Below are 24,805 nucleotides of genomic sequence, written 5' to 3' on the forward strand. Positions count from 1 at the left end.
ACGAAGAAAGCAACTACCCTCTGGGCGCGCATAAACCCTCTCGCTTGCTGCGTCGGCATGTCACAGCCGTTTTCGCGGCGATGATCTGGCGCAGTTTCTACCGTCGATCTGCTGCAGCGATCAGAGTTTTGCAACAGGCCTGACCGGATCGGGGGGCGGCCATCCCAATGACGTCCAACTCACTGACGCCCATTTTATGATTTGCCCGCCCAGCGAACCGCGTTGACCAGAATGCGGCGGTAGTTCGGATCGTCATAGGCCTCAGGCAAGTGGCCCAGCGCGGAGTAGACGACACGGCCCTTCGTCGAGGGGTTGGTCCAGATGACGGGATGTCTGCCCATCGCCAGCTTGGCGCCGGGTCGGTAACTGGCCTCGTCGATCCGCGCGAGCACGGTCATGCCGCGGGCCGCGGGATCGGCGTCGAAGGCATACCATTCGTCGACCGGCGACCAAGGCAGTGTCAAACCGGCCATGACGGGGTGGTCCGGTCGATCGACGAGGAGCCGTGCGCGCTGAAACTGGTCGCTTCCGCCCGGATGTCCGGTGAACCTGGTGCGGATGATCGTGTCGGTATACCAGGCATCGGTGTGACTATCGTCGCCCGCCGCGTGCAACGCGACGACACCGCCGCCCCGGGCCACGAAACGTGCGAAGGCGGCGCGTTGATCGGGCGTGAGGAAGTCGCCGCTGGCGCTGTTGAGGACGACGACGGAAAAGTGCTGCAACTGCTCGTCGTTGAAGACCGCCGCATTCTCGGTGGCGTAGCTCGCACGACCCAGGCCTTTCGCAATATCGGCAAGCACGGTGTTCGAGTGTGGAATATGCTCGATGTGGCGCCAGCCATTGGTCTTGGAAACGATCAGTACAGCGTTCCGCAACCCCTTGGGGAGCGCGGGGGCGACGCTGTCGTAGGTGGCAGCCGGCAGGTGCGGATTGGGCGCGGCCTGCGCCATCGTCAACAGTGCGACCAGTGCCCACATCTTGTGCATCGTGCAATCTCCTGGCGCATCGATAGCGCAAATCGCCGGACCGCGCGACCAGACACCGGCGATCGTGCCATACAGGCGGCGATAGCGGCGAACGCGAGGATGGTCCCGGTGCCCGGAGGCCGATATTTTACCAGTAACGATACAGCGCTAAGCGAATAGAGTACTAGCCCATCGAACGATGGTCGGGGGCGAATGTTGATGTGGTTTGATCGAACATTGGTGGCACTGCTGGTGCTGTCTTCCCCCGCGACCGCGCAAACGTCGAAGGACGCGGCACGCGCCATTGCGGGCGAACCGGCAAAGTCGGCGCAGCGGCTGACGCTGACGCACATACCCGTGCCGACCGGCAAGCCGACCGCGTTGTTCGACGGGCGGAGCCTGAAGGGCTGGACGCCCTGGCTCGGCTATGCCGACCCCTCGATCACCTACCGATCGGACCCGGGCGCGCCGCCGATCGGTACCAGCCGCGACACCAGCGGCGACTTCGCCGTGCGCTCCGTCGACGGTGCTACCGCAATCTGGGTGAAGGGCGAGACCTGGGGCAGCCTCGTCAACGCGGCCGACCTTGGCGACTATCACTTGCGGCTGCAGTTCAAATGGGGGGCGAAGAGGTGGGCGCCGCGCGTGACGCTGCCGCGCAACAACGGGCTGCTCTATCATACCCACGGCACTGCCGGCGACGTCTTCGGGACTTGGCGCCCGTCGGTCGAGTTCGAGATCATGACCGGGTCGACCGGCATGATCGTCGCGGTGGGCGGCAAGGTGCGTGGGCGCACGAGCGTGACGTTCGATCCATCGCTGGCTGAACCGCATCTTCGCTATCGCGCCGGGGGCCGCGAGATCGACATCGTCAACGCCACCCCGACCTGGAACGTCGAGGCCGCGACCGATGCCGAGCGCGCCGTCGGCGCGTGGAACACGCTCGACCTGTATGTCGTCGGCGACCGCGCGGTGCATGTCGTCAACGGCGTACCCGTCGCGGAGGTGCGCGACCTGGCAACGATCGCGGGCGACGGCAGCCGGCGGCCGCTGACGCATGGCCAGATCCAGCTGCAATCCGAAGGCGCGGAGACGTGGTTCCGCGCGATCACGGTCGAACCGATCACGTCGCTTCCGAAGATCGTCGTCGCGGCACCGTAAACGCCCGAGGCTGCCGCGACGTCCTCACGCGCGCTGCAGGCCGGGCTTGCCGCGCTCTGTGACGAAGCTGGCGTGGGTCGACAGCGTCCCGTTCCGCGTCGCGATCGTGTCCAACACCTTCAGGTCACCGCGCCACAGGTCGCGCCCGACGTCGCATAGAACATAGCCACGGCGGTCCGTCAGCGCCTTGAGGTGCGCATTCTCGGCGCGCGACGAGCGTGTGTAGGCATCGTCCTCGCCGACGCCGTCCGCCCCCGAACTGATCGAGGTCGCGAGATATTCGCTGCTGATGATCTTGCCGTTGCCGTGATCCTGGATCAGGTCGCCGGCATAATGGCGGTGCGCGTCGCCGCTGACGGTCATGACGTTGCCGGGACAATGCGCGTCGATGTGCGCGAGCAGGCGGCGGCGGCTGTGCATGTACCCCGACCATTGGTCCATCGAGACCAGTTGCTCGGGCTGCCCCGCCTTGTGATAGGTCAGGTTCATCAGGCAGACCTGCTGTGCGATCAGGTTCCAGCGTGCCTTCGACCGGTCGAGCCCCTTGAACAGCCACGCCTCCTGCGGCGCGCCGGTGATCGACCGGTCGGTGGCGAACGCGTCAGGCCCCTGCGGCGCGTCACGGTCGCCATAGACCTGATCCGAGCGATATTGCCGCGTATCGAGGAAGAACGCGTCCATCAGGTCGCCGAAGCACGCACCGCGATACATCTGCATGTGCGCGCCATCGGGCATCGACGAGCGGCGCAGCGGCATATGCTCGTAATAGGCCTGCATCGCCATCGCGCGCCGCGTCCGGAACACCTCGGGCGCGGTGCCGTCCTGATCGATGTCGCCAGCCCAGTTATTGTCGATCTCGTGATCGTCGAAGCTGACGAACCACGGCGCGGCGGCGTGCGCGGCCTGAAGGTCGGGATCGCTTTTATACTGGGCGTAGCGCTGGCGGTAATCGCCGATCGAATAGATCTCATGACCGAGATGGCGGCGCACCAGCGGCTTCTTCGCGCCGCGCGCCTGCTCGCCGCGATCGGGGCCTTCATAGATATAGTCGCCATAATGGAACACGAAGTCGATCGGCTCGGCGGCGATGTGCCGCCACGCGGTGTAATAGCCTTCCTCGTAATGCTGACAGCCGGCGACCGCGAAGCGCACGCGGTCGAGCGGCGCGCCGGGCAAGGGCAGGGTGGCACCGCGCCCGGTGGCGCTGCGCTCGCCGCCGCAGGTGAAGCGGTACCAATAGGGCCGTGTGGGCGCCAACCCGGCGACCTCGACATGGACCGAATGCGCGAGTTCGGGATGCGCGATCGTCTCGCCGTGCTGGAGCAGCTGGCGGAAGTCGGGATCGGCGGCGACCTCCCAGGCAACGAGCACCGGCGCCATCGCCATGCCGCCGTCGGGCTGGAGCGGCAGCGGCGCGAGCCGGGTCCAGATGACGAACCCCGAGGCATCCGGATCGCCGGCCGCGACGCCCAGCGTGAACGGCGGGGTGGGGAAGCGCGGGGCGTCGATCAGGTTGCGGGGGCGCACCTCGGCCGCGTAAGCCCGCCACGGCAGGATGCCAGAAGCGGTCAGGCTTCCCAGCGCGGACAGGAGATAGCGGCGGTCGACTTCGTACATGGTCGGTACTCCCTTCGGCGGATCAGCGCAGCATGATGTGGAAAAAGGCGCCCTGGCCGTAATCGTCGACTTCGCTGACGTAGCGCAGGCCGTTGCCGACGAGGAATTTCGGCTGGTCGTTCAGCAGGTTGGTGATCTCGTATTTGAACGTCACGTGCTCCGTCACGCGGTGCCACAGACCGAGGTTGACGGTGGTCAGTTCGGCGCGACCATTGTCGTCCTGCGCGGTCTCGCCCATGCCCTCCATGTAGCTTCCGCGGTGCGTGACGGTCGCCCGGAACGCGCCGTCGATCGCGGGCAGGCGAAGCGTCGCACCGCCGTTGATGATCCATTTCGGCTGGTAGATCAGCCGGTCGAGCGAGCGCGAGCCCGCGTCGCTGGTGATCGACATCCGCCCCTTGAGCCAGGTCGCGTTGAAGAACGGATCGACCCGCTGGCCGAACAGGTTGACGTCGTGATCGGCAGCCTGGAACTCGATGCCGTAGAGTCGTGAATTGTCGGCGTTGAGCGGCTGGCGCACGCGGTAGTTGACGTCGTCGATCAGCTGCGTCGTGGTCAGCGTGAAGATGTCGTCCTTGATCCACTTGGCGAACGCGCCGAGCGAGATGATGCCGTCCTTGTGAAAATACTGCTCGAACTGGACATCGAGATTGTCCGACCGACGTGGGCGCAGATCGGGATTGCCGCGACTGATCGAGCAATCCGCGCCGCCCGAGTCCTCGTCGCCGCAATTGAGCGATTCCGGTTGCGCGATGTTGCCGGGCGTCGGGCGGCCAAGCGTGCGGCTGTACGAGAAACGCAGCTTCTTGCCGCCCGCAAAGTCCTGGATGCCGGTGAACGACGGCAGCAGATACTCGTAGCCGCCGGTGCTGCGAGTCATCACCGCCGACGCGGTGCCGCCGGTGATCGTCGGCTGGAACGCCGAGAACCGCGTGTGGTCGTAGCGGACGCCCGCGACCAGCGTGGTGTCGTCGGTGGCGTAGTGCAGCGACAGATACGGCGTCAGCAGCCGCTCGGTATAGCGATAGTCGCCGGTGATGCTGTCATAGGTCGAATTGGGCACGTCCTTGACGAATTTGGGCCACAGCTCGGTCTTCACCCGCGCCCAGTCGACCCATGGAAACGACTGCGGCGCGCCGACCGGGATATAGCCGGGATCGTAGAGATAGCCGTTCATCGCCTGGCCGAGCTTGTATTCGGTCATGTCGACGTCGCGCGCGAGTTCGAGGCTGCGGAACTCGACACCCGTGACGAACCCGAAGCCCCGATCCTCGGGCTCGGCGTTCCAGCCATAGTCGACGCGCGCAGTCGCCAGCCCTTCGTTCGCCATGCGGTAGGTCGTCTGCGCGGTGCTCAGCTTGTACGCCGATCCGAGCACGAGGCCGGGCTTGTTGATCGCGGTGACGTAGGGGAGCCCGCCGGTGGCATCATTGCCTGCCGCCCAATCGAGCGAAAGCCCGGTCGGATAGGTGCGGACGCCGATATAGGGCTGCGTGTTGTCGTACCGGGCGCGGGTATAGCCGCCGCGGACGCGTAACGACGATTGGTCGTCGTGCCATTCGACATTGCCGATCGCGCCGACGGTCGCCTTGTTCCAGGTGTCGTAGCGATAGCGCGAATAGAGGCTGTTGATGTCCGACCCGCCGCCCTCCGCGGTCAGGTCGCTGACGCTGTTCTTGGTGTAGTAATCGTTCTTGTTCATCGTCGAGGATTCCCACTGACGATAATTGAACCCGAGCAGCGACGCATAGATGGCAGTGCCGAGCGGGCGCCATTCGAACTTCGCCGAGCTGCCCGCAGTCTGGAGGCGGTTGGTATAGCTGCCGTAACTATGGTTGTACGGCACGGCGATGCCGTTCCACGCGGGATCATCGGGGCCGGCGAGCTTCTTGCCCGCGTCGCTGAAGTAATATTTGGTGTCCTGCCACCATTTGCGCGAGTTGCGAATGCGGTTCTCGTAGCGCGCCGACAGGACCACGCCGAACTGGTCGCCCGCGCCGAACTTGTCCGCGAACACCATCTTGCCGCCGCCGCCGAAATGCGGCGTGCTGCCATTGCCGGCGTTGCTGCCGCCATCGCCCTTGAACGACGAATAGATGCCATAGCCGTCGACCATGACGTAGCGGCGCTTGAGCGCGAAGGCGCTGCGCGTGACGACATCGACGATGCCGCCGATCGCCGCACCGTCCTGTTCGGCGGTGAAGGTCTTGTAGACGTCGTTGTGGAACGACAGCTCCGACGGGATCTGCTGCAGATTGACCTTGCGCGACCCCTCGCCGTCATTGCCGATCGTCGCCAGCGTGATCCCGTCGATCGTGGTCTGGTTGAGATCGGGCGAGATGCCGCGGATGCTGACGAAGCGCGGCGCATCGCCGTCCTCGATCGCGCTGATCCCGGGCAACAGGATGAGCTGGCCCGCGACGCTGCCGTCGGCGGACAGCGTCTCGAGATCGTCGTACACGATCGAATCCCGCACCGACGTTGCCTGCTCCTTGCCCGAGCGGGTCGTGCGATCGCCCATGACGATGATGTCGGACCTGGTCTGATCAGGGTCGGCGGCGGGATCTTCGGCATTTGCGGCGCTGGCGATGAAGAACAGCGGCAGCGTACAGGCCGCGGACGCGACCAGCCGGACGCGTCCGGCGGGCGAAAGACACAACATTGGGCCAGCATCTCCGAATGGGACAAGCAGAGAGGCTTCCCCGGAACGGGATGGCTGGCCCTGCCTATTGCGCGACCCCGGTCGGGGTCTCGAAGGCATCGCCTATGATACCGGCGCGACATAACCGCGTCAGTTATGCTGACCTTTTATGACATTCAGCATCATTCCAAAGCTGCCGCTGCGCCGCGTATCGAAGATGTCGTTCGAGACTATAGGGTGGTGGCAGGGATTTCGTCCGGCTCACATCCTGGTCAGCATCCAGATCGCCATGGCGATCATGCCCAGATTCTCGGTCAGCGAGACGAAGCCGAGCGGCACGTTGGACGAGCCGCCTACGCAGGCGCATTTGAGCTCACGCCCATCGATATAGACGGCCTTGAACACGGACACCGCGCCCACGGTGCCGATGAACAGCGCTATCGGAATGGAAAGCCACTCCAGCGCGTCCGCGACCATCAGTACGCCCGCAAGCCCCTCGGCGAACGGATAGAGGACACCATATGGTACCCAGCGCTTCGCCAGCAGGTCGTAGTTGAGGAACATGGTCGAGAACTTCCCGATGTCCTGCAACTTGAGCAGCGCGAGGATGGCCATGCTGAAGCCGCCGAACCATTGGAGCGCGAGTGCGGAGAAGGGCGAACCGAAGGCCGCATGGCTCGCTGCGATCGCGAGCAGCGCTGCTATCGCAAACAGCGCGGCGACGGGGCGATAACTGGTCGATCCCGGCTCCGCGACGGACATGCCCAAGTGGCGGCGCAGATCGTCGTAGCCGCCGATGCGCACGCCGTCGATGAACACCTGGGGCGTCGTCCGCACGCCTTGCGCGGCCTTGAACGCGTCGGTCTCTTCACGCGTGGTGAGGTGGAGGTCGTCCACTGCGAACCCCTTGCGCCGGAGAAGGTCGAGCGCCTTCAAGCCGTACGGGCAGGTGTGCGCCGGCATCACCATGCGGTGGAGGACGGCTTCAGAACGGTCTGACACGGGTGCGTTCCTCGCTGGTGATCACTGCACCCGCCCCATATAGCGTCCGTACCATGGTCCGGAGTCAAGCCCCGATGTCGATGACGATCGCCAAGCTCGCCGAGGCAGGCGGTGTCGGTGTGGAAACCGTCCGCTATTATCAGCGGCGCGGTCTGCTCATCGCGCCAGCGCGACCCGGCGGTACCGGGTTCCGCAGGTATGACGAAGGCGATGTGCGCCGCCTCCGCTTCATCCGTCAGGCGCAGGCGGCGGGGTTCACGCTGGACGAGATCGGCGAGCTGCTGGCGCTGGACGCGACGGAGGATCGCAGCCGCGCGCGCGAGCTTGCCCGGTCGCGCATTGCGGCGCTGGATGCCAGCATTGCAGAGATGATCGCAGCGCGTCAGGCGCTCGCGCGGTTGGCGGACGAGTGCGGATCGGGCTCGGCGGGGCCTTGCCCCATCCTCACCGCGTTCGAGGAGTCCTAGCGCGTCGAACATCTGTCCGGCCCAGCCACGGAAGAGCTTGATCACACCGTTCGGTGGGCGCGAAAGCAATGCGCTGACCGGGGGACGTCTTCCGTACCGTCTTCGAAGTGATGCGCGCGATACCAGCTGAGCTTTTGAAACGCTGGTGGAGCCGAGGGGAATCGAACCCCTGACCTCTGCAGTGCGATTGCAGCGCTCTCCCATCTGAGCTACGGCCCCGCGCGGTTGGCCACAGGCCATGCTATTCGCATAGCCATTGCGATCGGGCGATGCAACACGGCCGATGCCGGATTTCATTGATCATCGGCGCGTCGTCGCGGCAGGGCATCGGGTCGCCGATGGCGCACGCGTCGGATCGGAACAAAGCGACTCCTGCGCCTTTGTAGATTTCGGAGTGCACGGCGTCGCACACGACGATGCCGGCAGCCGCAGGACAGCAATTAGGAGGTTCCTATGGTCTACGAACGCTATACCCGAGATCGTCAGTCGAGTGACTATTATGGGCGGCCCAACTCGCAGGATTACGGGCGCGATTTCCGGTCGGATGGCGGTGACTATCCGCGGTCGAGCGCGCGCGATTATGCGGCGGCCGGCGAGTATGACCGGGATGACAACCGCGGGCGTCGCAATGACCAGTCCTGGCAGTCCCAGGGCGATCGCCCCCGCTCCGATCGGGACCAAGGCGGTCGGGACTATTATGGTGGCCACAACGATCGCGGCGCGCCGTCGCAGGGTGGAAGCTATGGGCGTTCGGGATATGCCGGGGCGGACCGGGATGGATCGCGCTATGAACAGCCACGTTTCGATCGCGACCGGTCGCAGCGCGGCGGCTCCTACCGCAGCGAGGGCCGTGACACCGAATATCATGGCAGCTATGCATCGGATGGCCGCCCGTTCAACGATGTCGGCCGCAATCGCCACGCCGATGACGACACGCGGCGCGGGTCTGAGGGTCGCAGTGGACAGTCGGGTGGCTATGGCAGGCAGCCCCAGGGCTATGATTACGATGATCGCGGTTTCATCGCGCGTGCGGGCGACGAGGTCCGGTCGTGGTTCGGCGACGACGAGGCCGAGCGCCGTCGCGAGGCCGATGCGCGGTACGACGAACGCACCTATTCGCCGGGCTCTACGGGCGGCACGGCATTCGGCCGGTCCTCGAACGACCGGGACGACCATTATCATAGCTGGCGCTCTTCGCAGGTCGCCGAATTCGATCGCGACTACGCCGAATATCGCGACGAGAACCGCTCGAAATTCCACAACGAGTTCTCCTCGTGGCGGACGCAGCGTCAGGGGCAGCGCAACTCACTGTCTCAGGTCACCGAGCATATGGAGGTCGTCGGGTCCGATGGCAGCCATGTGGGGACCGTCGACAAGGTGAAGGGCGACCGCATCCTGCTGACCAAGTCCGACAAGGACGCGGGCGGCGTGCATCATTCGATCCCGTCGCGCTGGATCAGCACCGTCGACGACAAGGTGACATTGTCGAAGTCTGCGGATGAGGCAAAGGCCGCGTGGAAGGAAGAGGAGCGCACGTCTGCCGCGTCCAATTATGGCGATCGGACAGGTGGCGATCGTTCAAGTGGCGATCGCGACTCGCAGACGAACCGCTACGGCTCGGACGCAACGGATCGCGACACGACCAATCGCAATCGGTCGGTGCCGGGAACTGGGTCCGACACCAGCGCTGGTGCAACGTCCGATACGACTTCGGGGACGACGCTCGGCAAGAGCTTTTCAGGCACCTACTGTTCGATCACCGCAGTAAAGCCCTCGACGTCTGACGTCGGTCTGCAGAAAGGCCCGGGTGGAAACACCCGGGCTTTTTTTGCTGTTGCGCGGGTGGGGCGTTTCGCCATACCCGGATTACGAAACACAATGACAGGAGCATAAAGATGGCCCGTGCATGGAGCTTGAAGGCGCGCCCGCAAGGCATGCCGAAGCATACCGATTTCGCCATGATCGATCTTGACCAGGCCGCGTTGGCGCCTGGGGAGGTCCGGGTCGCGAACCGGTGGCTGTCGGTCGATCCCTATATGCGGGGGCGCATGAACGACGTGAAAAGCTATGTCCCGCCGTTCGAACTCGGCAAGGCGATGCAGGGCGGCGCCGTGGGCGAGGTGATCGAGAGCGCGGACGACGCGTTCAAGTCGGGCGACATGGTGCTGCACATGGCCGGTTGGCGCGACGAGGCGGTGGTCCCCGCAGCGCAGGTCCAGAAACTCCCCGCGCTCGACGTTCCCCCGCAGGCGTTCCTCGGACAGCTCGGCATGCCCGGCATGACGGGCTATTTCGGGCTGCTGGCGGTGGCGGAAGCGAAGCCCGGCGACACGGTGTTCGTCTCGGCGGCTGCGGGTGCGGTTGGATCTACCGTCGTCCAGGTCGCGAAGGCCAAGGGCATGACGGTGATCGGGTCGGCGGGCGGCGCCGAGAAATGTGCCTGGGTCAAGTCGCTCGGCGCGAATGCCGTGATCGACTATAAGGGCGACGTTCCCGTCGTGAAGGCGCTGGGCGAGGCCGCGCCCAAGGGCATCGACGTGTATTTCGACAATGTCGGCGGCGATCACCTCGATGCGGCACTGGCGCATGCCCGGCTGCACGCGCGGTTCGCGATCTGTGGCATGATCGACGTCTATAACAGCGGGGCGGCGACGCAGCTCCGCTATCTTGCGCGGCTGATCGGCAATCGCGTCCAGATCCGCGGGTTCATCGTCAGCGACTTCATGGATCGCGCGCCCGAGTTCTACAAGGACATGGGGGCGATGCTGTCGCAGGGCACGCTGCAGCGGCAGGAGACCGTCCATGAGGGTCTCGACGCGATGCCCGACGCGTTCCTCGGCCTGTTCTCTGGCGGCAATACGGGCAAGATGCTCGTCAAGGTCTGACGCCAACTCCCTCCTCCCGGGCGGCCGGGAGGAGGGACGTGGTGCGGGTCCTCAGATCGTCCCGGAGAAGGTGTCGCAGACGGCGGGGTCGCCGCTTTCAAGACCACGGCGCAGCCAGGTCTGGCGCTGTGCCGAGGATCCGTGCGTGAAGCTGTCGGGGACGACGCGGCCCTGCGCCTGCTTCTGAAGCGTGTCGTCGCCGATCGCCTGCGCCGCGGTCATGCCTTCCTCGATGTCGCCGGGTTCGAGGCGATCGCGATTGGCAGCGGCCCAGACGCCTGCGAAGCAGTCGGCCTGAAGCTCGAGCCGCACCGACAGGGCATTCCCTTCAGTCTCACCGGCGGATCGCTGGGCGCGCGAGACCTGGCCCGATGTGCCGACAAGGTTCTGGATGTGATGGCCGAACTCATGCGCGATGACATAGTCCTGGGCGAAATCGCCGCGCGCACCGAAGCGCGTCGCGAGCTCGTCGAAGAAGCTCGTGTCGAGGAAGATACCGTTGTCGGTCGGGCAGTAGAACGGCCCCATCGCGGACTGCGCGGCGCCACAACCGGACCGGCCGTTGCCGTCGAAGAAGCTCAGCTTGGGCGCGGTGAACTGCTCGCCGTTCTTCGCGAAGATCGCGGCCCAGGTCTTCTGCGCCGAACTGAACGCGTTGCATGCGGCGCGGCGTTCGGCGTTCACCGAGCAGACCGTCTGCGCGTCGGTCTGGCCGTCCGTCTGGCCGGGCGCCCGCTGCGCGATCTGGCCCGAGGGAGCCGACGGTGCAGATCCGCCACCCAGCATCCCGCCGATGTTTCCAAGCCCGCCGAACACCGCCATGAGGATCAGCACGACGACGATCCCGCCGCACCCGAAACGGCTGCCGATCAGCGGTAACAGCCCGAACAGCAAACCCCCGCCGCCACCGCCGCCGCCAAAGCCGCTGCCACCGCCGCGGCCCTGGTCTTCGACATTGATATTGGGATCGAAATCGTCGAGCCGCATGGTCTTCAGGCTTTCATTATGGATCGGTAACGAAATGCACGGCAGCGCGCGGAGTTGCATATCGCGTCGCTGCTGGCTCTATTGGCGATCGTCGCGTTTGACATGTCACACACGATATCCTGGCGTACCCGCTGGCAAAAGGGAAAGACGATGTTTCTGAAGGGCAAGACGGCGGTCATCACGGGATCGACCTCGGGTATCGGGCTGGCCTATGCGAAGGCCTTTGCAGCCGAGGGCGCGAATATCGTGCTCAACGGCTTTGGCGAACCCGACGCGATCGAGGCGGCGCGCGCCGGCATCGCGCAGACGAGCGGTGCGGCCGCACTGTATGACGCGGCCGACATGACGCGACCCGACGAGATCGCGGGTCTCGTCGAGCGCGCGGTCGCGGAGACGGGGAGCTGCGACATCGTCGTCAACAATGCCGGCATCCAGCATGTTGCCGGGATCGCAGACTTTCCCGTCGACAAGTTTGACGCGATCATCGCGATCAACATGGCATCGGCGTGGCACATGATGCGTGCCGCGATCCCGCATATGCGCAAACGGGGCTGGGGCCGGGTGATCTCGACCGCGTCGGCGCATTCGCTCGTCGCGAGCCCCAACAAGTCGGCCTATGTCATGGCCAAGCACGCGATTGCGGGGCTGACCAAGACGATCGCGCTCGAGACGGCGACCGACGGTATCACGGTCAACTGCATCTCGCCGGGCTATGTCTGGACGCCGCTGGTCGAGAACCAGATCCCCGACACGATGACCGCGCGTGGCCTGACGCGCGAGCAGGTCGTGAACGACATCCTGCTCGCCGCGCAGCCGACCAAGGCGTTCGTCACGCCCGAGCAGGTCGCGGCCTTCGCGCTGTTCCTGTGTCGTGACGAGGCGCAGTCGATCACCGGCGCGAACTTATCGATGGATGGCGGGTGGACCGCCGCATGATCCGGTCGGCAGCGCGCGCGGCGGCGGTGCCGATGCGCCCGGGCGGTCGCGCGTGGATCGCGGGAGTCGCCACCTGCACGCTGTTGGCGGGATGCGGCGGCGCATCGTCGACGGACAGCGCGCTGCGCGTCGAAACCCCGCGCGGCGCAAGCACGGAGCGTGCGGGAGGGGCTACCGGTGATACCATGTCTGCTCCACGCCGTTCAGCGTGGCGATCGCTCGTGACGACGGCGGACCGGACGCGGCTGCGCGAATGGCGTACCGCATGGGTGAGTGCTCTCGCGCAGCTCAAGCCTGGCGAGATCGCGGCGCAGGGGGATCTGTTCGCACCCGACCGCGTGCTGGAGGACCCGATACCGCCCGCGGGCGGCTATCGTTGCCGTACGTTCAAGCTCGGCGCGCCATCGGGTTCTGGCCTGCGGTTCGTCGCCTATGGCTGGTTCCCGTGCCGGATGTCGGCCGGGGCGGGGGACGGCGTCTCCGGCTTCGTCAAGGACGCCGGATCGCAGCGGCCGGTCGGATCGATCTACGCCGAGAGCAAGTCCCGCGGTATTTTCCTCGGCAGCATGCAGCTCGCCGACGAACGCCATCCGATGCGCTATGGCACCGACCACAACCGCGACATGGCGGGCCTCGTCGAACGGATCGGCGCGCGCCGCTGGCGACTGGTGCTACCCTATCCCCGGTTCGAATCGACGTTGGACGTGGTCGAGATCGTGCCCGCCGACTGACGGGTTTCGTACGAGCAGCCTGTCCAGGGAAGGGGCGGCGATCGACGCTGGCAGGGCAGGGCGGACGACGCACTCCCTACGCGCTCAGGGGTCGAGCGGATCGCGGGGGTCGATACGCTTGGCCAGTGGCGATGGCCGGAAGCTCAGTTCGGTCGGTGACAGGCGCTGTCCGACTTCGCCCGGCACATAGCCCAGCTCCGTCAGGTTGCGCTGCGCGAAGGCTGCGCTGGCAATCGTCTCGCTCTGGGCCGGATTGCAGACGACCAGGGCGTCCCGGTCGAGCGGTGCGCCCAGCGCCACGAGCAGGCGACTGGCATTGCGCAGGTTGGTCGTGGTGTGGCGCGCATAGGGTTCGATGACGATCGCATCCGCGGGCACGCCATAGCGGTGAATCAGCGCGCTGCGCATCTGTTCGGCCTCGGTGAACCGCGTGCCGCGGGGGTGCGCACGCCCGCCGCTGACGATCACGAACGCGATATCGCCCCGCTTGAAGCGTTCCGCGGCGAGCCGCACATGGTATTTGCCGAACGGGCTGAGCGCCGTGTCGGGGGTCTCCGGACCGACACCGGTGACGATCATCGCGCTGTACCGCCACGCCTTCCAGTCGATCGATCGCGCGCGCTTGACGGCGGGCGCGTTCAGTCCGCCGGTCAGCGGATCGAACCCGATCGCGTCGGTCCGGTCGCTGACGTCGAGCAGCGCCAGCGCGTAATCGATGCTGGTGTCGAGGCGCTGTGCCGACCGTGCGCGCGGCGTCCGCGACAGCCAGTCCGCGGCCTGGAGTCGCGCCTTGGCTTCCTGCGGTTCGATCGCACCGGCACCGTCGATCTGCGGATAGCGGGGCACCTGGCCGAGACCATAGGTGCGCAGGATGACATTGACGCCCTCGACCTCCCGCCCGGCCTGCGCAGCGGCGCCGTCGTCCGCATGCGCGGTGTCGTGCGGGATCGCCCGGACGAGAAGCGCGGTTTCGGACGGCGTCCAGATCAGCGCCTGCGCGATGCAGACGACATCCTGTCCGCAGCCGGCACGCCGCGCCGTACGCGCCGCCAGCATCGCCGTGACGCCGGGCTTCGCGATGATCCGGTCAACCGCGCCGGGATCTGCGCCGATCGAGTCGAACAGCGGGAAAAGCCGCTGCGACAAAGCCGCCATGACCCGGTCGCCGGCAGGCGGTACGCCGATGACGCTTGCCGCAGGCGAGCCTGCGCCCGCCGGGGCGCTCGCGATCAACAGCGCGGCCAGCGCGATGCCCGCGCGGAACCTCACCAGGACTTGCCCACGACGAGACGCACGTTCCGGCCGAAGATCGGGCGGCCATAGATCGCCTCGGCGCTGCCCTGGCCGCTCAGCTGGTCGGTTCGCGTGTTGCCCTCGGTGAGGCCGTGCGCGTTGAACAGATTGTCGCCGACGACCTGTACCTGCCACGTGCCGTGGCGCAACGTGACGCCTGCGCCGGTGGTACCGTACGCCGGGAGCGCGGTGTTGTTGTACAGATCAACGAAGCGCTTGCCCATATAGGTATAGCGGCCATAGATCGACACGGCGTTGCCGTCGAGATCGAAGTCGAAGCTCGGGCGGATATTGCCGTAGATCTTGGGCTGGCGAACGATCTGCTTGCCCTCTGCCAGGACGGGATCGGCGCCGGTCGAGCTCTGGAAGTTCTTGTACTTGGGATCGCTGATCGTCAGCGCGCCGTTGAGCGAGAACCACGAGGTCAGCGCCAGCGATCCGTCGAACTCGATCCCCTTGACCTGTGCCTCGCCGATAAAGGGGATGTTGACGTCGTTGCGGCCCGTCGTCGGGTCGAACGCGAGGAACGACGCGTTGAGCGGGTCGAAATTGGTGTAGAAGCCCGTGACGTAGAGATAGGACCGGCCGGCGGCGAGCTTCAGCCCGGCCTCATACTGGTCGGCGATCGTGGTCAGGATCGTCGGGTTGATGCTCATGACCGTCTGGACGCTCGGCGGCGTCTCGAGATGCGACGCGCGGCCATAGACGCCGATGTGCCGGTTGAAGTCGTAATTGGCACCCGCGGTCCAGTTGGTGACACGCGGCTTGCCCGTCTGGTTGAGGATACCGCCGGTGAAGGCGCGCGTGGTGTCGTCGGCGAGCGTCGTCGCATCGCCGAGATTGGCCTGCCCCGTCAGCGCCGCATAGCCCTCGTAGCTATAGCGTTCGTGGCGGATGCCCGCGTCGAAACGCAGCCCCGGGACGATCTCCCACGTGTCGTTTGCAAAGAGCGCGATCATCTTCGCGTCCGAATTGCCGCGCGTCAGCGTCGCGGCATAGTTCAGGACGCCGTTGTCGGTAACGCGGCCGATCTGCGTGCCGGCGGCGTTGTACGCGACGAGATCGAGCGTCCTCGGCTTGCCCGCCACCTCGATCAGGTAGTTCTGATAGATCGTCCGGCTATCTTCGCCGTACAGGCTGCCATAGACGCCGAGCTTGAGATCATGGCTCCCGAAGCCGGTCTCGAACTTCTTGGCGACCGAGAGATTGATCTGGTTCGAATAGAATTTCGAATGGATATCGCGGTACTGGCCCTGAACGACGAGTCCCGACGCGGCATAGGGATCATAGGACGTCGCGGTCCCGGCAACGACATAGCCGAACGATGCGACCGGCCCGAACGCGGTCGTCGCGCGCGCGCGGTAGCCATTGGCGAAACTGTTCGCATCGACGGGGTTGGTCGTCGAATAGAAGGCGTTGAAATCGAGCTTGCCCATCGTGAAGCCGGCCTTTGCCGCGACCAGCCAGCCGTCGAACTCCGCATTATATTGCGTGCCGATGTTGATCATCCGCATATGGCGGCCATCGGCGAGGTCGCTCGCCTCGTTCTGGACGACGCCGGCGCCGTCACGGTAGCGCAGATTGACGTTGCGCAGCGCGGGCGAGTTCATCGTGCCGGAGAAATAGTCGATATAGCGGTCGAGCGAGACGGCGGGGTTGCGCGGGTCGGCGGTCGGGATCGGTAGATAGAACACGTTGTGATCGTTGACGTAATTCACGCTCAGCCGCAGCGAGCCATTGTCGAGATCATGCTTGACGTTCGCGCGGAACTGCCCGCCCTTGTCGTTCGGGAAGCCGTTGTCGCGGTAGCCGTCGTGATAGCGCACGAATCCGCCGACCGCGTAATAGGTATTGCCGCCGAGCGGACCCGATTGCACCACGTCGGCGCGGTACAGGCCGGTATCGCCGAGCGTCAGCTGCGCCTTGCCGCGTACCTCGTCCCGCCCCGTCACCTCGATCGCGTTGATGATCGCGCCTGAATAGCTTGCATAGACGGGCGCGGGGCCGCCGCGGACGACCTCGACGCGCTCGGTCATCAGATCGGGTTTCAGGATCGCATCGCCGCGGAAGAAGACGCCGTCATTCTCGTGGAACAGCGGCAGGCCGTCCTGCTGGAAGCTGACAAAGCCGCCGTCATTGGGCAGGCCGCGTATGCGATAGATGTTCTGCACCTCGCCGCCGGTGATCTCGGTCTGGAAGCCCGGCAGCTGCCCGATCAGGTCGGCGAAGTTGACCGGTGCGATCTTCTCGATGTCGGTCTGCGAGATCGTGTTGATCGCATAGGAGGCATCGAAGCGGCGCTGCGCACGCGTCGAGCCGGTGACGATGATGTCGCTGTTCGGCTGTTCGGGGGCAGCCGTCCGATCGTCCTCGCGACCCGGCTCGGCTGGCGTGACGGTGCGTGCGTCGACGACCTGCGCATGAGCAGGCGCGGCAGACGCCGCGTACAGCGCGACGAACGCGGTACCGGTTGCGAGAACGGACTTGAGCATGGACCCCCCAGAAGCTGTGCGCCGCCGAAGCGGCAATCAGGTTCCCGATGGTGCCGGATTGTTACATCTTGAATTCTAAAACCAAAGAAATACCAATTTTCGGCTCGTTCCAGTCGCTATCTTGCACGGTTGGTTCGCGTGAAGCAACGTGCTGCCGCCGCTGAAAGGCCGCGAGACAGATTGAATGATCGCCAGTCTGGCAGCAAACGGACATCGCGCCGCGCCGTCTCGCAGATGCCGATTTCTGCCCGGAACCGTACCGCAACGTCTCGGTACGCTGCGGTGTTTAGCTCCTAATTCAACGGGAGTTTCTCAATGGCCTATCTATCCTATCGCGACGACATAGAGACGCCCGAAGCCGATGAGCAGGCAAGTATCGACGGCATCATCGCGGGCATGACGCAGGAGAGCCAGACCGTTGAGCAGCGGGACGGTCATGCGGTTCGTGCGAGCCACGCGAAGAGCACCGCCTGCGTGACCGGCGAGATGGTGGTCGCCGCCAATCTGCCGCCCGAACTGGCGCAGGGGTTGTTTGCGAACCCCGGCACGTTTGCGGTCGCGGTGCGCTTCGCACAGGGTCCGGGCGAAAAACTCGGCGACCGCGTGTCGACGCATCGCGGCATGGCGATCAAGGTCTTCGGCGTCGAGGGCGCCAGGCTTCCCGGCCACGACGCACCGACGCAGGATTTCGTGCTGGCGAGCGGAACGACGTTTCCCGCCGGCACCGCCGCAGGGTTCCTGCGACAGGCCAAGACAATCGGCATGACCGTGCCGATGCCCGAAGGTGCCAAGAGCGCGGCGGCGTCGATCGCGCGCACCATCAACACGGTGCTGAACGCGGTCGCCGGAAGCCCCAGTCCCACGCTCGATTTCTATGGTCACCCGTTCAGCCATCCGCTCGACGAATGCTATTTCAGCCAGTGTCCGGTTCGCTTCGGTGACCATGTCGCCAAGATCGGCGCGTTCCCGGTGGCGGCGGAACAACGCGCGCTAGACGACTGGCGGCTCGATCCGGATCAGGACGAGGACGGTTTTCGTCACGCGGCCATCGACTATTTCGCCGAGAATGACGCGGTGTTCGAACTGCGTGCGCAGGTGTGGACCAATGCGGACACGCAGCCGATCGAGGACAGCTCGGTCGACTGGCCGACGCAGGACAGCGAGTTTCGGACGATCGCCACGATCCGTCTGCCGCGGCAGGCCGCCTATGGCGCCGAGCGCGTACGCTATTTCGACGAAGTGATGACGTTCCGTCCCGCGCACAGCCTGGCGGCGCACCGTCCGCTGGGTGGCGTGATGCGCGCCCGGATGCAGGTGTATCGCGCGCTGAGCGATTTCCGCCACCGCCAAACCGGGATCGCCGCGGCCAATACGGCCCGCATCACCGACATTCCGGCCTGACGCCGTAACCCACACGCTGAACTCGAAAGGACAGTCATGAAGCTCGAAGGCAAGACCATTGCGATCCTGATCGCACCCCGCGGCACCGAACAGCCCGAGTTCGCGCAACCGAAGGCTGCCGTCGAGGCGGCGGGTGGCAAGGTGACCGTCATCGGCCTTAAGGCTGGCGAGGCGGAGACGTTCAACAACGACCTCGATCCCGGCGCCAGGTTCACGGTCGACAAGGTGATCGACGACGTCGCCGCGTCCGAATTCGATGGTCTCGTGATCCCCGGCGGATGCGTCGGCGCCGATACGCTGCGGGGATCGGACACGGTCGTCGCGTTCGTGCGCGATTTCTTCGCCGCGTCGAAGCCCGTCGCCGCGATCTGCCACGCGCCGTGGACGCTGATCGAAGCCGATCAGCTGCGCGGACGCACGCTGACCTCGTTCCCGACGCTGAAGACCGATATCGAGAACGCAGGCGGCAGCTGGGTCGACCGGGAGGTCGTCGTCGATCAAGGCCTCGTCACCAGCCGCGACCCCAACGACCTTCCCGCATTCTGCGCGAAGCTTGTCGAGGCGTTCGGCGAAGGCAAGCGCACCGTGCAGGCGGAAAACGCGTAATGGCGCGCTTCTCGGACACGATCGTGCTCATAACCGGTGCCGCATCGGGGATCGGGGAGGGCGCCGCACGCCGCTTTGCCGAGGAGGGCGCGACGCTCATGCTGGGCGACATCGACAAGCCCGCGCTTGATCGTCTCGCGAGCGATCTTGCCGGAACCGTCGAAACCCGCGAAACCGATGTCTCCGACCGCGCGGCCTGCGAAGCGCTGGTACAGGCAGCGGTCGACCGTTTCGGACGGATCGACGTGCTGATCAACGATGCCGGCGTCGATCACCTCGGCAAGCTCGACGAGGGCGATTTCGCGGACTTCACCAAGGTGATCGAGACCGATCTGTACGGCGTCGTCCATATGAGCCGCGCCGCGATCGCGCATCTGCGCAAGTCCCGCGGCTGCATCATCAACGTGTCGTCCGTGTCCGGCCTCGGCGGCGACTGGAACCACAGCTTCTACTGCGCGGCGAAGGGTGCTGTCAGCAATTTCACCCGCGCATTGGCGATGGACGAGGCGAGCAACGGCGTGCGCATCAATGCGGTGAACCCGTCGCTGACCTATACCGCGCTGACCGCGGGCATGAAGGAGCAGCCCGAGCTGATCGCGAAGTTCGAGGAGCGCATTCCGATGGGTCGCGGCGCAGAGCCCGCCGACATCGCGGGCGCGATCGCGTTCCTTGCCAGCGCCGATGCGCGCTTCATAACCGGCGTCAACCTGCCGGTCGATGGCGGCCTGACTGCCTCCAATGGACAGCCGCCGCTATCCTAGGCGCCGCTGCAGTGGTCTTCGCGCGCTGCGTGCGGGGGACATCGCTTGGCGCTCACGCGGAACGGGCCGGAGACATGGGTCTTCGGCCCGGCCCCGTCAGGCCAGCGTCAGGCCAGCGTCAGCCCGACGTCGACATTGCCGCGCGTCGCGTTCGAGTAAGGGCAGATCTGGTGCGCGGTATCGACCAGCCGCTGGGCCTCGTCCCGATCGATCCCCGGCAGCGACACCGTCAGGTCCGCCGTGATGCCGAAACCGCCAGCGCTGCGCGGCCCGATACCGACCTTGGCGGTGACCGCCACATCGTCGGGAAGCTTCACCTTCAACTGCTGTCCCGCAACCTTCAGCGCGCCGATGAAGCAGGCCGAGTACCCCGCAGCGAACAGCTGTTCAGGGTTGCTGCCGTCGCCACCCGCGCCGCCGAGTTCCTTGGGGGTGGACAGCTTGACGTCGAAACGGCCGTCCTCGGTGCGGGCATGGCCGTCGCGGCCACCGGTCGCGGTGGCGGTCGTGCTGTACTTGACGTCGATCGACATGGCTGATCTCCTTTTAGTTGTCGCGATAAACAATCTAGGTAGTGTCTCGCATTCTGTCCATATCTATTTTGCGCGATAATCATCACCGTGCTACATAAGGTGTGAGGAGAAATTCCATGCCTACCCCAGCGCCGCTGCCGCTCGACGAGCAGCTCTGCTTCTCGCTCTATGCCGCGAGCATCGCGATCAACCGCGTCTACAAGCCGGTGCTCGATCGGCTCGGCATCACCTATCCGCAGTTTCTCGTGCTCCAGATCCTGAACGGCGCCGATGACGGTGTACCGATCGGGGCGATCGCGGAGCGTCTGGCGCTCGAGCCGAGCACCATCACGCCGCTCGCCAAACGGATGGAGACGGCCGGGCTCGTCACGCGCGTTCGCAATCCCGCGGATGAACGGCAGGTTCGCGTCCGGCTGACCGAGCGGGGAAGCGCGTGCTGGCGCGAGACCGGGTGCCTGGCCCCCATGATCGTCGAGCGGACGGGCATGTCCCGCGACCGGCTTGCGGCACTGAATGTCGAGGTGACGGCGATGCGGCAGGCACTGACCGCGGATCCGGTCCCCATCCGGTGACGGCTGCGGTGCTGCGGGCACTGGAGACACCGAACCGCGGGATGAAAGCCCCCGTGCACGTGGTAACGGATACGCAGGCCACGCTCGCAACTGTGCGGTGTCGATGAGCACAGCGGGTGCGAGGCTCGGTTCGTTAGGCCGGCGAGCAGCAGTCCTGACTTTCGAACCGGCTCCGCGCCCGGCAAGATCGGGCTCGCCGCGCGGGGAGGGCGCGGTCACCCTGTCGGCATTGCCGAATGGACCAGGCCAACGACCAGCAGGACAAGCACCAGCGATACGACGCTCGACAGTGCGACGAGCACTGCTGCGGCCTTGCGGTTCGTGTCGAGCAGCGTCGCGAACAGCGTCACGTTGCTGGCGATGGGGAACAGCGCGACGAGCCCGACGATCACACGGTCGCGCGGGGTCAATATCCCGACAAGGGCCGCTTCGAGTGCGAGTGCGGTGCCGAGCAGGATCAGACCGCTGGCCTGCCTGACAGCGAGGATGCGCGTCATGAGTTTCGGTCGCCAGTCGTCACGGCCGGTTTCCGCGAGGTTCAGACCGATCACTGCCATGCCGAGGACCGAAACGAGCGTGCCCGCAATCGACAGCACGGGCGTTGCCGCCTCGGGCATCGTGACGCCTGCCAGTTTGGCGATGATGGCGCCGATCACGACATAGACGATCGGGACGCGCAACGCCTTGGTCGCCGCCTTGCGCGCGCCCTCCTTGGTACGCGCGATCAGGAAATAGCCGATCGTGTCGCCATACAGCGCGCTGCCGATATACGCGCAGATGACCGTCGATGCGCCGACCTCGCCGAACAGCGCCTGGCTGACCGGAACGCCGAAGAACGCGACGTTGAAGAACGAGAAGGACGCGGACAGGAGCTTGGGGTCGAAATCCTTGCCGAGCCGCTGCGCCAGACGGTGTGCCGGGATGCTCATCAGCGCGGCGACAGCGAACATCAATGGCGGGATCACCATGAGCTGCCGCGTTTCCGCCGCCAGCACCTTGTCGATCACCAGAAGCGGGATGAGGCCGAAGACGAGGATCGTCGAGAAGAGCTTTGCCGCCCACGGGAGACGCCCCCCGACGGCCCAGCCTATCAGGATGACGCCGTAGAGCGGCAGCAATGCCGCGGCGATGTTGCCGATCGCGCTCATCGCTGGCGCAGGATGTCATCGACGGCGCGGCCCGCGCATTCGACGTTGAACCACACCGCATTGGTGTCGCGAAGCTCGCCGTTGAGCAACTGGCCGAGCGCGTAGAGACGCGGCGCATCGCGTGTCGCGGATATGATCCGGCACGTCGCCCGGTGCGCGATCGCGCCTCCGACGGGATGCGGCTGCAGCCACTGCTTCGCGAGCAGGTCCTTGATCAGCGGCTCCTTCATCTCGTCCAGCGTCGTCGCCTGTCCGGTGGCGTTGACGACGATCGGCGTCTCGAGCGTGTCGCCATTGTCGAACGTGACCGTAAAGCCCGCGCCGCCTTCGTCAGCGACGGTCTCGTCGATCTGGCCTCGAACGGTGAGCAGGCCACGGGCCATCGCATCGGCGAGACGACGCGCGTTGATCATGGGGGTGACGAACCGTGCCGCGGCGAAATGCGGTGCGAGCCATTTGCCGAACCGTTTCTGGTCGATCGGGCGCAACAGGTTCCAGATCGCCGTGGAGTCATGTCTTGCGGCGGTGAGGATGCGCTGGAACGGTTCGTCTTCCGCCTCGGCGACGGCAATGTCGTGCAGCAGCGCGGCCTCCGCGTCCCCGCCATAGCGGTCCTCAGCCTGCCAATCGATCGACCGACCGGCCGCGGTCTCGGCTTCCATCCGGAACAGCCGGAACAGATCGACGATCGAGAAGGCCGCGCCGCGCTCACGGATCAGACGGTGGACGTTTTCGAGCGTCAGGTAACGCCGCTCATAGCCCGTCTCGGGCGCGGGGATTTCGACACGCGGGAGCATCCCCTCCTTCGAAATCAGGTGGATGTGCCCCCGGTGATCATTGTCGAGCAGCGTCATGACCGCGTCGATCGCGCTGAGCCCGCTGCCCAGAATGACGACCGGTTGGTCACGCTCGATATGCTCCGTCATCCGATGCGCGGGGTAGGGCGAGTCGAAATAGCCGGGCGCGCCATTGAGCTTGCCGAACCTGTCCGGATCGGGCGTGCCGATCGTCAGGAGTACGATGTCCGTCGCGATCGTCGCGCCGTCGGACAGGGCTATGGTCGCTGCGACATGATTGCCCTCGATGCTCACGGCCTCCTCGTGATGGATCCGGACGTCGATCCCCGCGGTGCGCGCGCGATCGAGCGCGCAATCGAGGACGTCGCGCATATAGAGGCGATATTCGCGGCGTTGCGGATATTCGACACCGTCGGGATCGAGCGGCGTACCCGCTTGCGCGCGCCGCGCCTCGAGCCAGGTCCGGAAGTGGCCCGGCTCCTGGTCGTACAGCCCCATCAGTCGGGACTCGGTGTTGAGGAGATGCCCGGGCTGCTCGGTGCCGAACGCCAGCCCACGCGCAAGCGCGTCATCTCGTTCGATGAGATGGATCAGCCAGCTATCGCCGGGATCATAGCTGAGCCGCGTCACCGCTTCGGCGAACGCCGCGACGCCGCAAGCGCCCATTCCGATAATAGTCAGTGTTTTCGGCATCATATCCCGTTCCGGTAGGAAGCTGGGACAACGCGCCGCCGCTGCTCTGTGCCGCCTGGACAGCAAAATAACGCGCTGGGGATACGTTTCGCGGTCTTTGACGGCGGGAGGTCGACGCTCTGCCCGGGCAGGTGCGCGGCTTCGTGTCGATACGTGACGGTAGCAGGGTGTGCGCCCGTGGCGCTGACAAGCGTCGGACCTCAGGCGTTCTGGAGCCCATGAAGGTGTCACGTGTATCTGTTTGAAAAAGGTCGCTTGCGTGAGCGCTAAGCGGCCAGGATTATACGACAAACGTACAATGGTCGGGGAGACAGGATTCGAACCTGCGACCCCCTGGTCCCAAACCAGGTGCGCTACCAGCCTGCGCCACTCCCCGACGCCGTTGCCCTTAGCGGTTGCGCTTCGGCAATGGCAAGCGGCTTCGTCACCCGTCCTGTCGAAATCGGGTATTTGCTTATCTGCCGCGTCGTCATTGGAAGGACCGGGGCCTGGCATCGCACCATGAACGTGGCGCGGTGTCAGGCCCCGGTCGTCAGGCGGCGCGCTTGATCTGGAACAGCATCTCGCCGACGCGCAGATAGCGTTGGCGCACGATCTCGAACCCGGCGGCGCGCAGCAGTGCCTTGAACTGCCGCGCCGAATAGGCGTTGCGCCAATACCGCGTCCGCTTGGTGCCCGAGCGCCAGAAGGCATGCGTGCAATAGGACAGCGTGATCCGTTCGAATTGCTGCAATTGTGCGAGCAGCGCCGGGACGTCGTCGATATATTCAAGGACGCCGAGCATCACCGCGTCGGCGACGTCGAACAGGGGGAGGCTGGCCTCGTTCAGGTCGATGACGATGGTATCGAGATCGCGTGCTACATGATCACAGCCGATATACAGCGTGTGCGCGGGGAGAAACGCGCTGATCGACATTTGTCCGCAACCGATATCGACGACCGCGGGCAGATTACCGGATGTCGCGTCAAGTATCCAGCCGGCAGCTATCCGCGATCGCCGAACCCAAAGCGCATCAACTTTCACAAATCCCTTAGGCGGCGGCGATTCAAGATAAATATTGATTTCCGATGTTGCCGATGAACCGTATTCGGACCGCGCCACTGTGTGCATCTG

21 protein-coding genes and 2 tRNA genes are annotated in these 24,805 nt (G+C 65.4%); 10 read left to right on the forward strand and 13 right to left on the reverse strand.

The features are described 5' to 3' along the window. Window positions 1-194: 194 nt before the first annotated feature. On the reverse strand, window positions 195-980 hold the full coding sequence (locus tag AC0CH3_RS07110) for a ThuA domain-containing protein (protein WP_465237725.1): 786 nt from the start codon (window positions 978-980) through the stop codon (window positions 195-197). Between the two features lie 207 nt (window positions 981-1,187). On the opposite strand from AC0CH3_RS07110, the gene AC0CH3_RS07115 reads away from it, so the two are divergent. Continuing rightward, complete coding sequence (locus AC0CH3_RS07115) at window positions 1,188-2,129, forward strand: 3-keto-disaccharide hydrolase (protein ID WP_354299871.1); 942 nt, start codon at window positions 1,188-1,190, stop codon at window positions 2,127-2,129. A gap of 24 nt (window positions 2,130-2,153) precedes the next feature. On the opposite strand, the gene AC0CH3_RS07120 is transcribed toward AC0CH3_RS07115, so the two are convergent. From AC0CH3_RS07120 to AC0CH3_RS07130, 3 genes are all read right to left on the reverse strand, one after another. Then, entirely contained in the window at window positions 2,154-3,746 is a 1,593-nt protein-coding gene (locus AC0CH3_RS07120) for an alkaline phosphatase D family protein (protein WP_354299873.1), read from the reverse strand. 22 nt (window positions 3,747-3,768) lie between these two features. Further along, on the reverse strand, window positions 3,769-6,408 hold the full coding sequence (locus AC0CH3_RS07125) for a TonB-dependent receptor (protein WP_354299875.1): 2,640 nt from the start codon (window positions 6,406-6,408) through the stop codon (window positions 3,769-3,771). 240 nt (window positions 6,409-6,648) lie between these two features. Continuing rightward, window positions 6,649-7,356, reverse strand: coding sequence for a glutaredoxin (locus AC0CH3_RS07130; protein WP_354300436.1), 708 nt, complete (start codon window positions 7,354-7,356; stop codon window positions 6,649-6,651). 107 nt (window positions 7,357-7,463) lie between these two features. Here AC0CH3_RS07130 and AC0CH3_RS07135 point away from each other — a divergent pair, with 107 nt between their 5' ends. Beyond that, complete coding sequence (locus AC0CH3_RS07135; protein ID WP_354299877.1) at window positions 7,464-7,856, forward strand: MerR family transcriptional regulator; 393 nt, start codon at window positions 7,464-7,466, stop codon at window positions 7,854-7,856. Between the two features lie 143 nt (window positions 7,857-7,999). Here AC0CH3_RS07135 and AC0CH3_RS07140 read toward each other — a convergent pair. Continuing rightward, window positions 8,000-8,075 (reverse strand) — tRNA-Ala (locus AC0CH3_RS07140). 234 nt (window positions 8,076-8,309) lie between these two features. On the opposite strand from AC0CH3_RS07140, the gene AC0CH3_RS07145 reads away from it, so the two are divergent. Next, on the forward strand, window positions 8,310-9,749 hold the full coding sequence (locus tag AC0CH3_RS07145) for a DUF2171 domain-containing protein (protein WP_465237726.1): 1,440 nt from the start codon (window positions 8,310-8,312) through the stop codon (window positions 9,747-9,749). Window positions 9,750-9,751: 2 nt separating this feature from the next. Then, window positions 9,752-10,741: an NADP-dependent oxidoreductase gene (locus AC0CH3_RS07150; protein ID WP_354299880.1), complete on the forward strand. Its 990-nt coding sequence runs from the start codon at window positions 9,752-9,754 to the stop codon at window positions 10,739-10,741. A gap of 51 nt (window positions 10,742-10,792) precedes the next feature. On the opposite strand, the gene ypfJ is transcribed toward AC0CH3_RS07150, so the two are convergent. Continuing rightward, on the reverse strand, window positions 10,793-11,728 hold the full coding sequence (ypfJ, locus tag AC0CH3_RS07155) for a KPN_02809 family neutral zinc metallopeptidase (protein WP_056023134.1): 936 nt from the start codon (window positions 11,726-11,728) through the stop codon (window positions 10,793-10,795). A gap of 150 nt (window positions 11,729-11,878) precedes the next feature. Here ypfJ and AC0CH3_RS07160 point away from each other — a divergent pair, with 150 nt between their 5' ends. Further along, window positions 11,879-12,664 (forward strand): 3-hydroxybutyrate dehydrogenase, encoded by a 786-nt coding sequence (locus AC0CH3_RS07160; RefSeq protein WP_333993437.1) that lies wholly within the window; start codon window positions 11,879-11,881, stop codon window positions 12,662-12,664. Then, window positions 12,661-13,395: a DUF4893 domain-containing protein gene (locus AC0CH3_RS07165; RefSeq protein ID WP_465237727.1), complete on the forward strand. Its 735-nt coding sequence runs from the start codon at window positions 12,661-12,663 to the stop codon at window positions 13,393-13,395. Before AC0CH3_RS07160 ends, AC0CH3_RS07165 begins: the two co-directional genes overlap by 4 nt. Before the next feature lie 84 nt (window positions 13,396-13,479). On the opposite strand, the gene AC0CH3_RS07170 is transcribed toward AC0CH3_RS07165, so the two are convergent. Both AC0CH3_RS07170 and AC0CH3_RS07175 read right to left on the reverse strand, forming a co-directional pair. Continuing rightward, window positions 13,480-14,664, reverse strand: a complete 1,185-nt coding sequence (locus AC0CH3_RS07170) for a YdcF family protein (RefSeq protein WP_354299884.1) — start codon at window positions 14,662-14,664, stop codon at window positions 13,480-13,482. Beyond that, window positions 14,661-17,180, reverse strand: coding sequence for a TonB-dependent receptor (locus tag AC0CH3_RS07175; RefSeq protein ID WP_465237728.1), 2,520 nt, complete (start codon window positions 17,178-17,180; stop codon window positions 14,661-14,663). The genes AC0CH3_RS07170 and AC0CH3_RS07175 overlap by 4 nt, the downstream gene beginning before the upstream one ends. A 315-nt stretch (window positions 17,181-17,495) precedes the next feature. Here AC0CH3_RS07175 and AC0CH3_RS07180 point away from each other — a divergent pair, with 315 nt between their 5' ends. From AC0CH3_RS07180 to budC, 3 genes are read left to right on the forward strand one after another with little or no spacing between them, the layout of a single operon-like run. Further along, on the forward strand, window positions 17,496-18,581 hold the full coding sequence (locus tag AC0CH3_RS07180; protein WP_354299887.1) for a catalase family protein: 1,086 nt from the start codon (window positions 17,496-17,498) through the stop codon (window positions 18,579-18,581). A 36-nt stretch (window positions 18,582-18,617) separates the two neighbouring features. Then, window positions 18,618-19,187: a type 1 glutamine amidotransferase domain-containing protein gene (locus AC0CH3_RS07185; protein WP_354299889.1), complete on the forward strand. Its 570-nt coding sequence runs from the start codon at window positions 18,618-18,620 to the stop codon at window positions 19,185-19,187. Then, on the forward strand, window positions 19,187-19,948 hold the full coding sequence (gene budC / locus AC0CH3_RS07190; protein WP_354299890.1) for a meso-2,3-butanediol dehydrogenase: 762 nt from the start codon (window positions 19,187-19,189) through the stop codon (window positions 19,946-19,948). The genes AC0CH3_RS07185 and budC overlap by 1 nt, the downstream gene beginning before the upstream one ends. 107 nt (window positions 19,949-20,055) lie before the next feature. On the opposite strand, the gene AC0CH3_RS07195 is transcribed toward budC, so the two are convergent. Next, complete coding sequence (locus AC0CH3_RS07195) at window positions 20,056-20,481, reverse strand: organic hydroperoxide resistance protein (protein ID WP_333993451.1); 426 nt, start codon at window positions 20,479-20,481, stop codon at window positions 20,056-20,058. A gap of 116 nt (window positions 20,482-20,597) precedes the next feature. Here AC0CH3_RS07195 and AC0CH3_RS07200 point away from each other — a divergent pair, with 116 nt between their 5' ends. Next, window positions 20,598-21,053 (forward strand): MarR family winged helix-turn-helix transcriptional regulator, encoded by a 456-nt coding sequence (locus AC0CH3_RS07200; protein WP_354299892.1) that lies wholly within the window; start codon window positions 20,598-20,600, stop codon window positions 21,051-21,053. Window positions 21,054-21,268: 215 nt separating this feature from the next. Here the strand turns inward: AC0CH3_RS07200 and AC0CH3_RS07205 are convergent, their stop codons facing one another. The 4 genes from AC0CH3_RS07205 to AC0CH3_RS07220 all read right to left on the reverse strand — a co-directional run bounded on the left by AC0CH3_RS07205 (window position 21,269) and on the right by AC0CH3_RS07220 (window position 24,793). Beyond that, window positions 21,269-22,201 carry an AEC family transporter gene (locus tag AC0CH3_RS07205; RefSeq protein ID WP_354299894.1) on the reverse strand — a complete coding sequence of 311 codons (933 nt, stop codon included), beginning with the start codon at window positions 22,199-22,201 and terminating at the stop codon, window positions 21,269-21,271. After that, window positions 22,198-23,691, reverse strand: a complete 1,494-nt coding sequence (locus AC0CH3_RS07210; RefSeq protein ID WP_465237729.1) for an FAD/NAD(P)-binding protein — start codon at window positions 23,689-23,691, stop codon at window positions 22,198-22,200. Before AC0CH3_RS07210 ends, AC0CH3_RS07205 begins: the two co-directional genes overlap by 4 nt. A 299-nt stretch (window positions 23,692-23,990) precedes the next feature. Next, a tRNA-Pro gene (locus AC0CH3_RS07215) sits at window positions 23,991-24,067 on the reverse strand. A gap of 156 nt (window positions 24,068-24,223) precedes the next feature. Next, window positions 24,224-24,793 carry a class I SAM-dependent methyltransferase gene (locus AC0CH3_RS07220; protein ID WP_465237730.1) on the reverse strand — a complete coding sequence of 190 codons (570 nt, stop codon included), beginning with the start codon at window positions 24,791-24,793 and terminating at the stop codon, window positions 24,224-24,226. Window positions 24,794-24,805: the final 12 nt, after the last annotated feature.

The sequence above is a fragment of the Sphingomonas sp. AC449 genome (assembly GCF_979253475.1).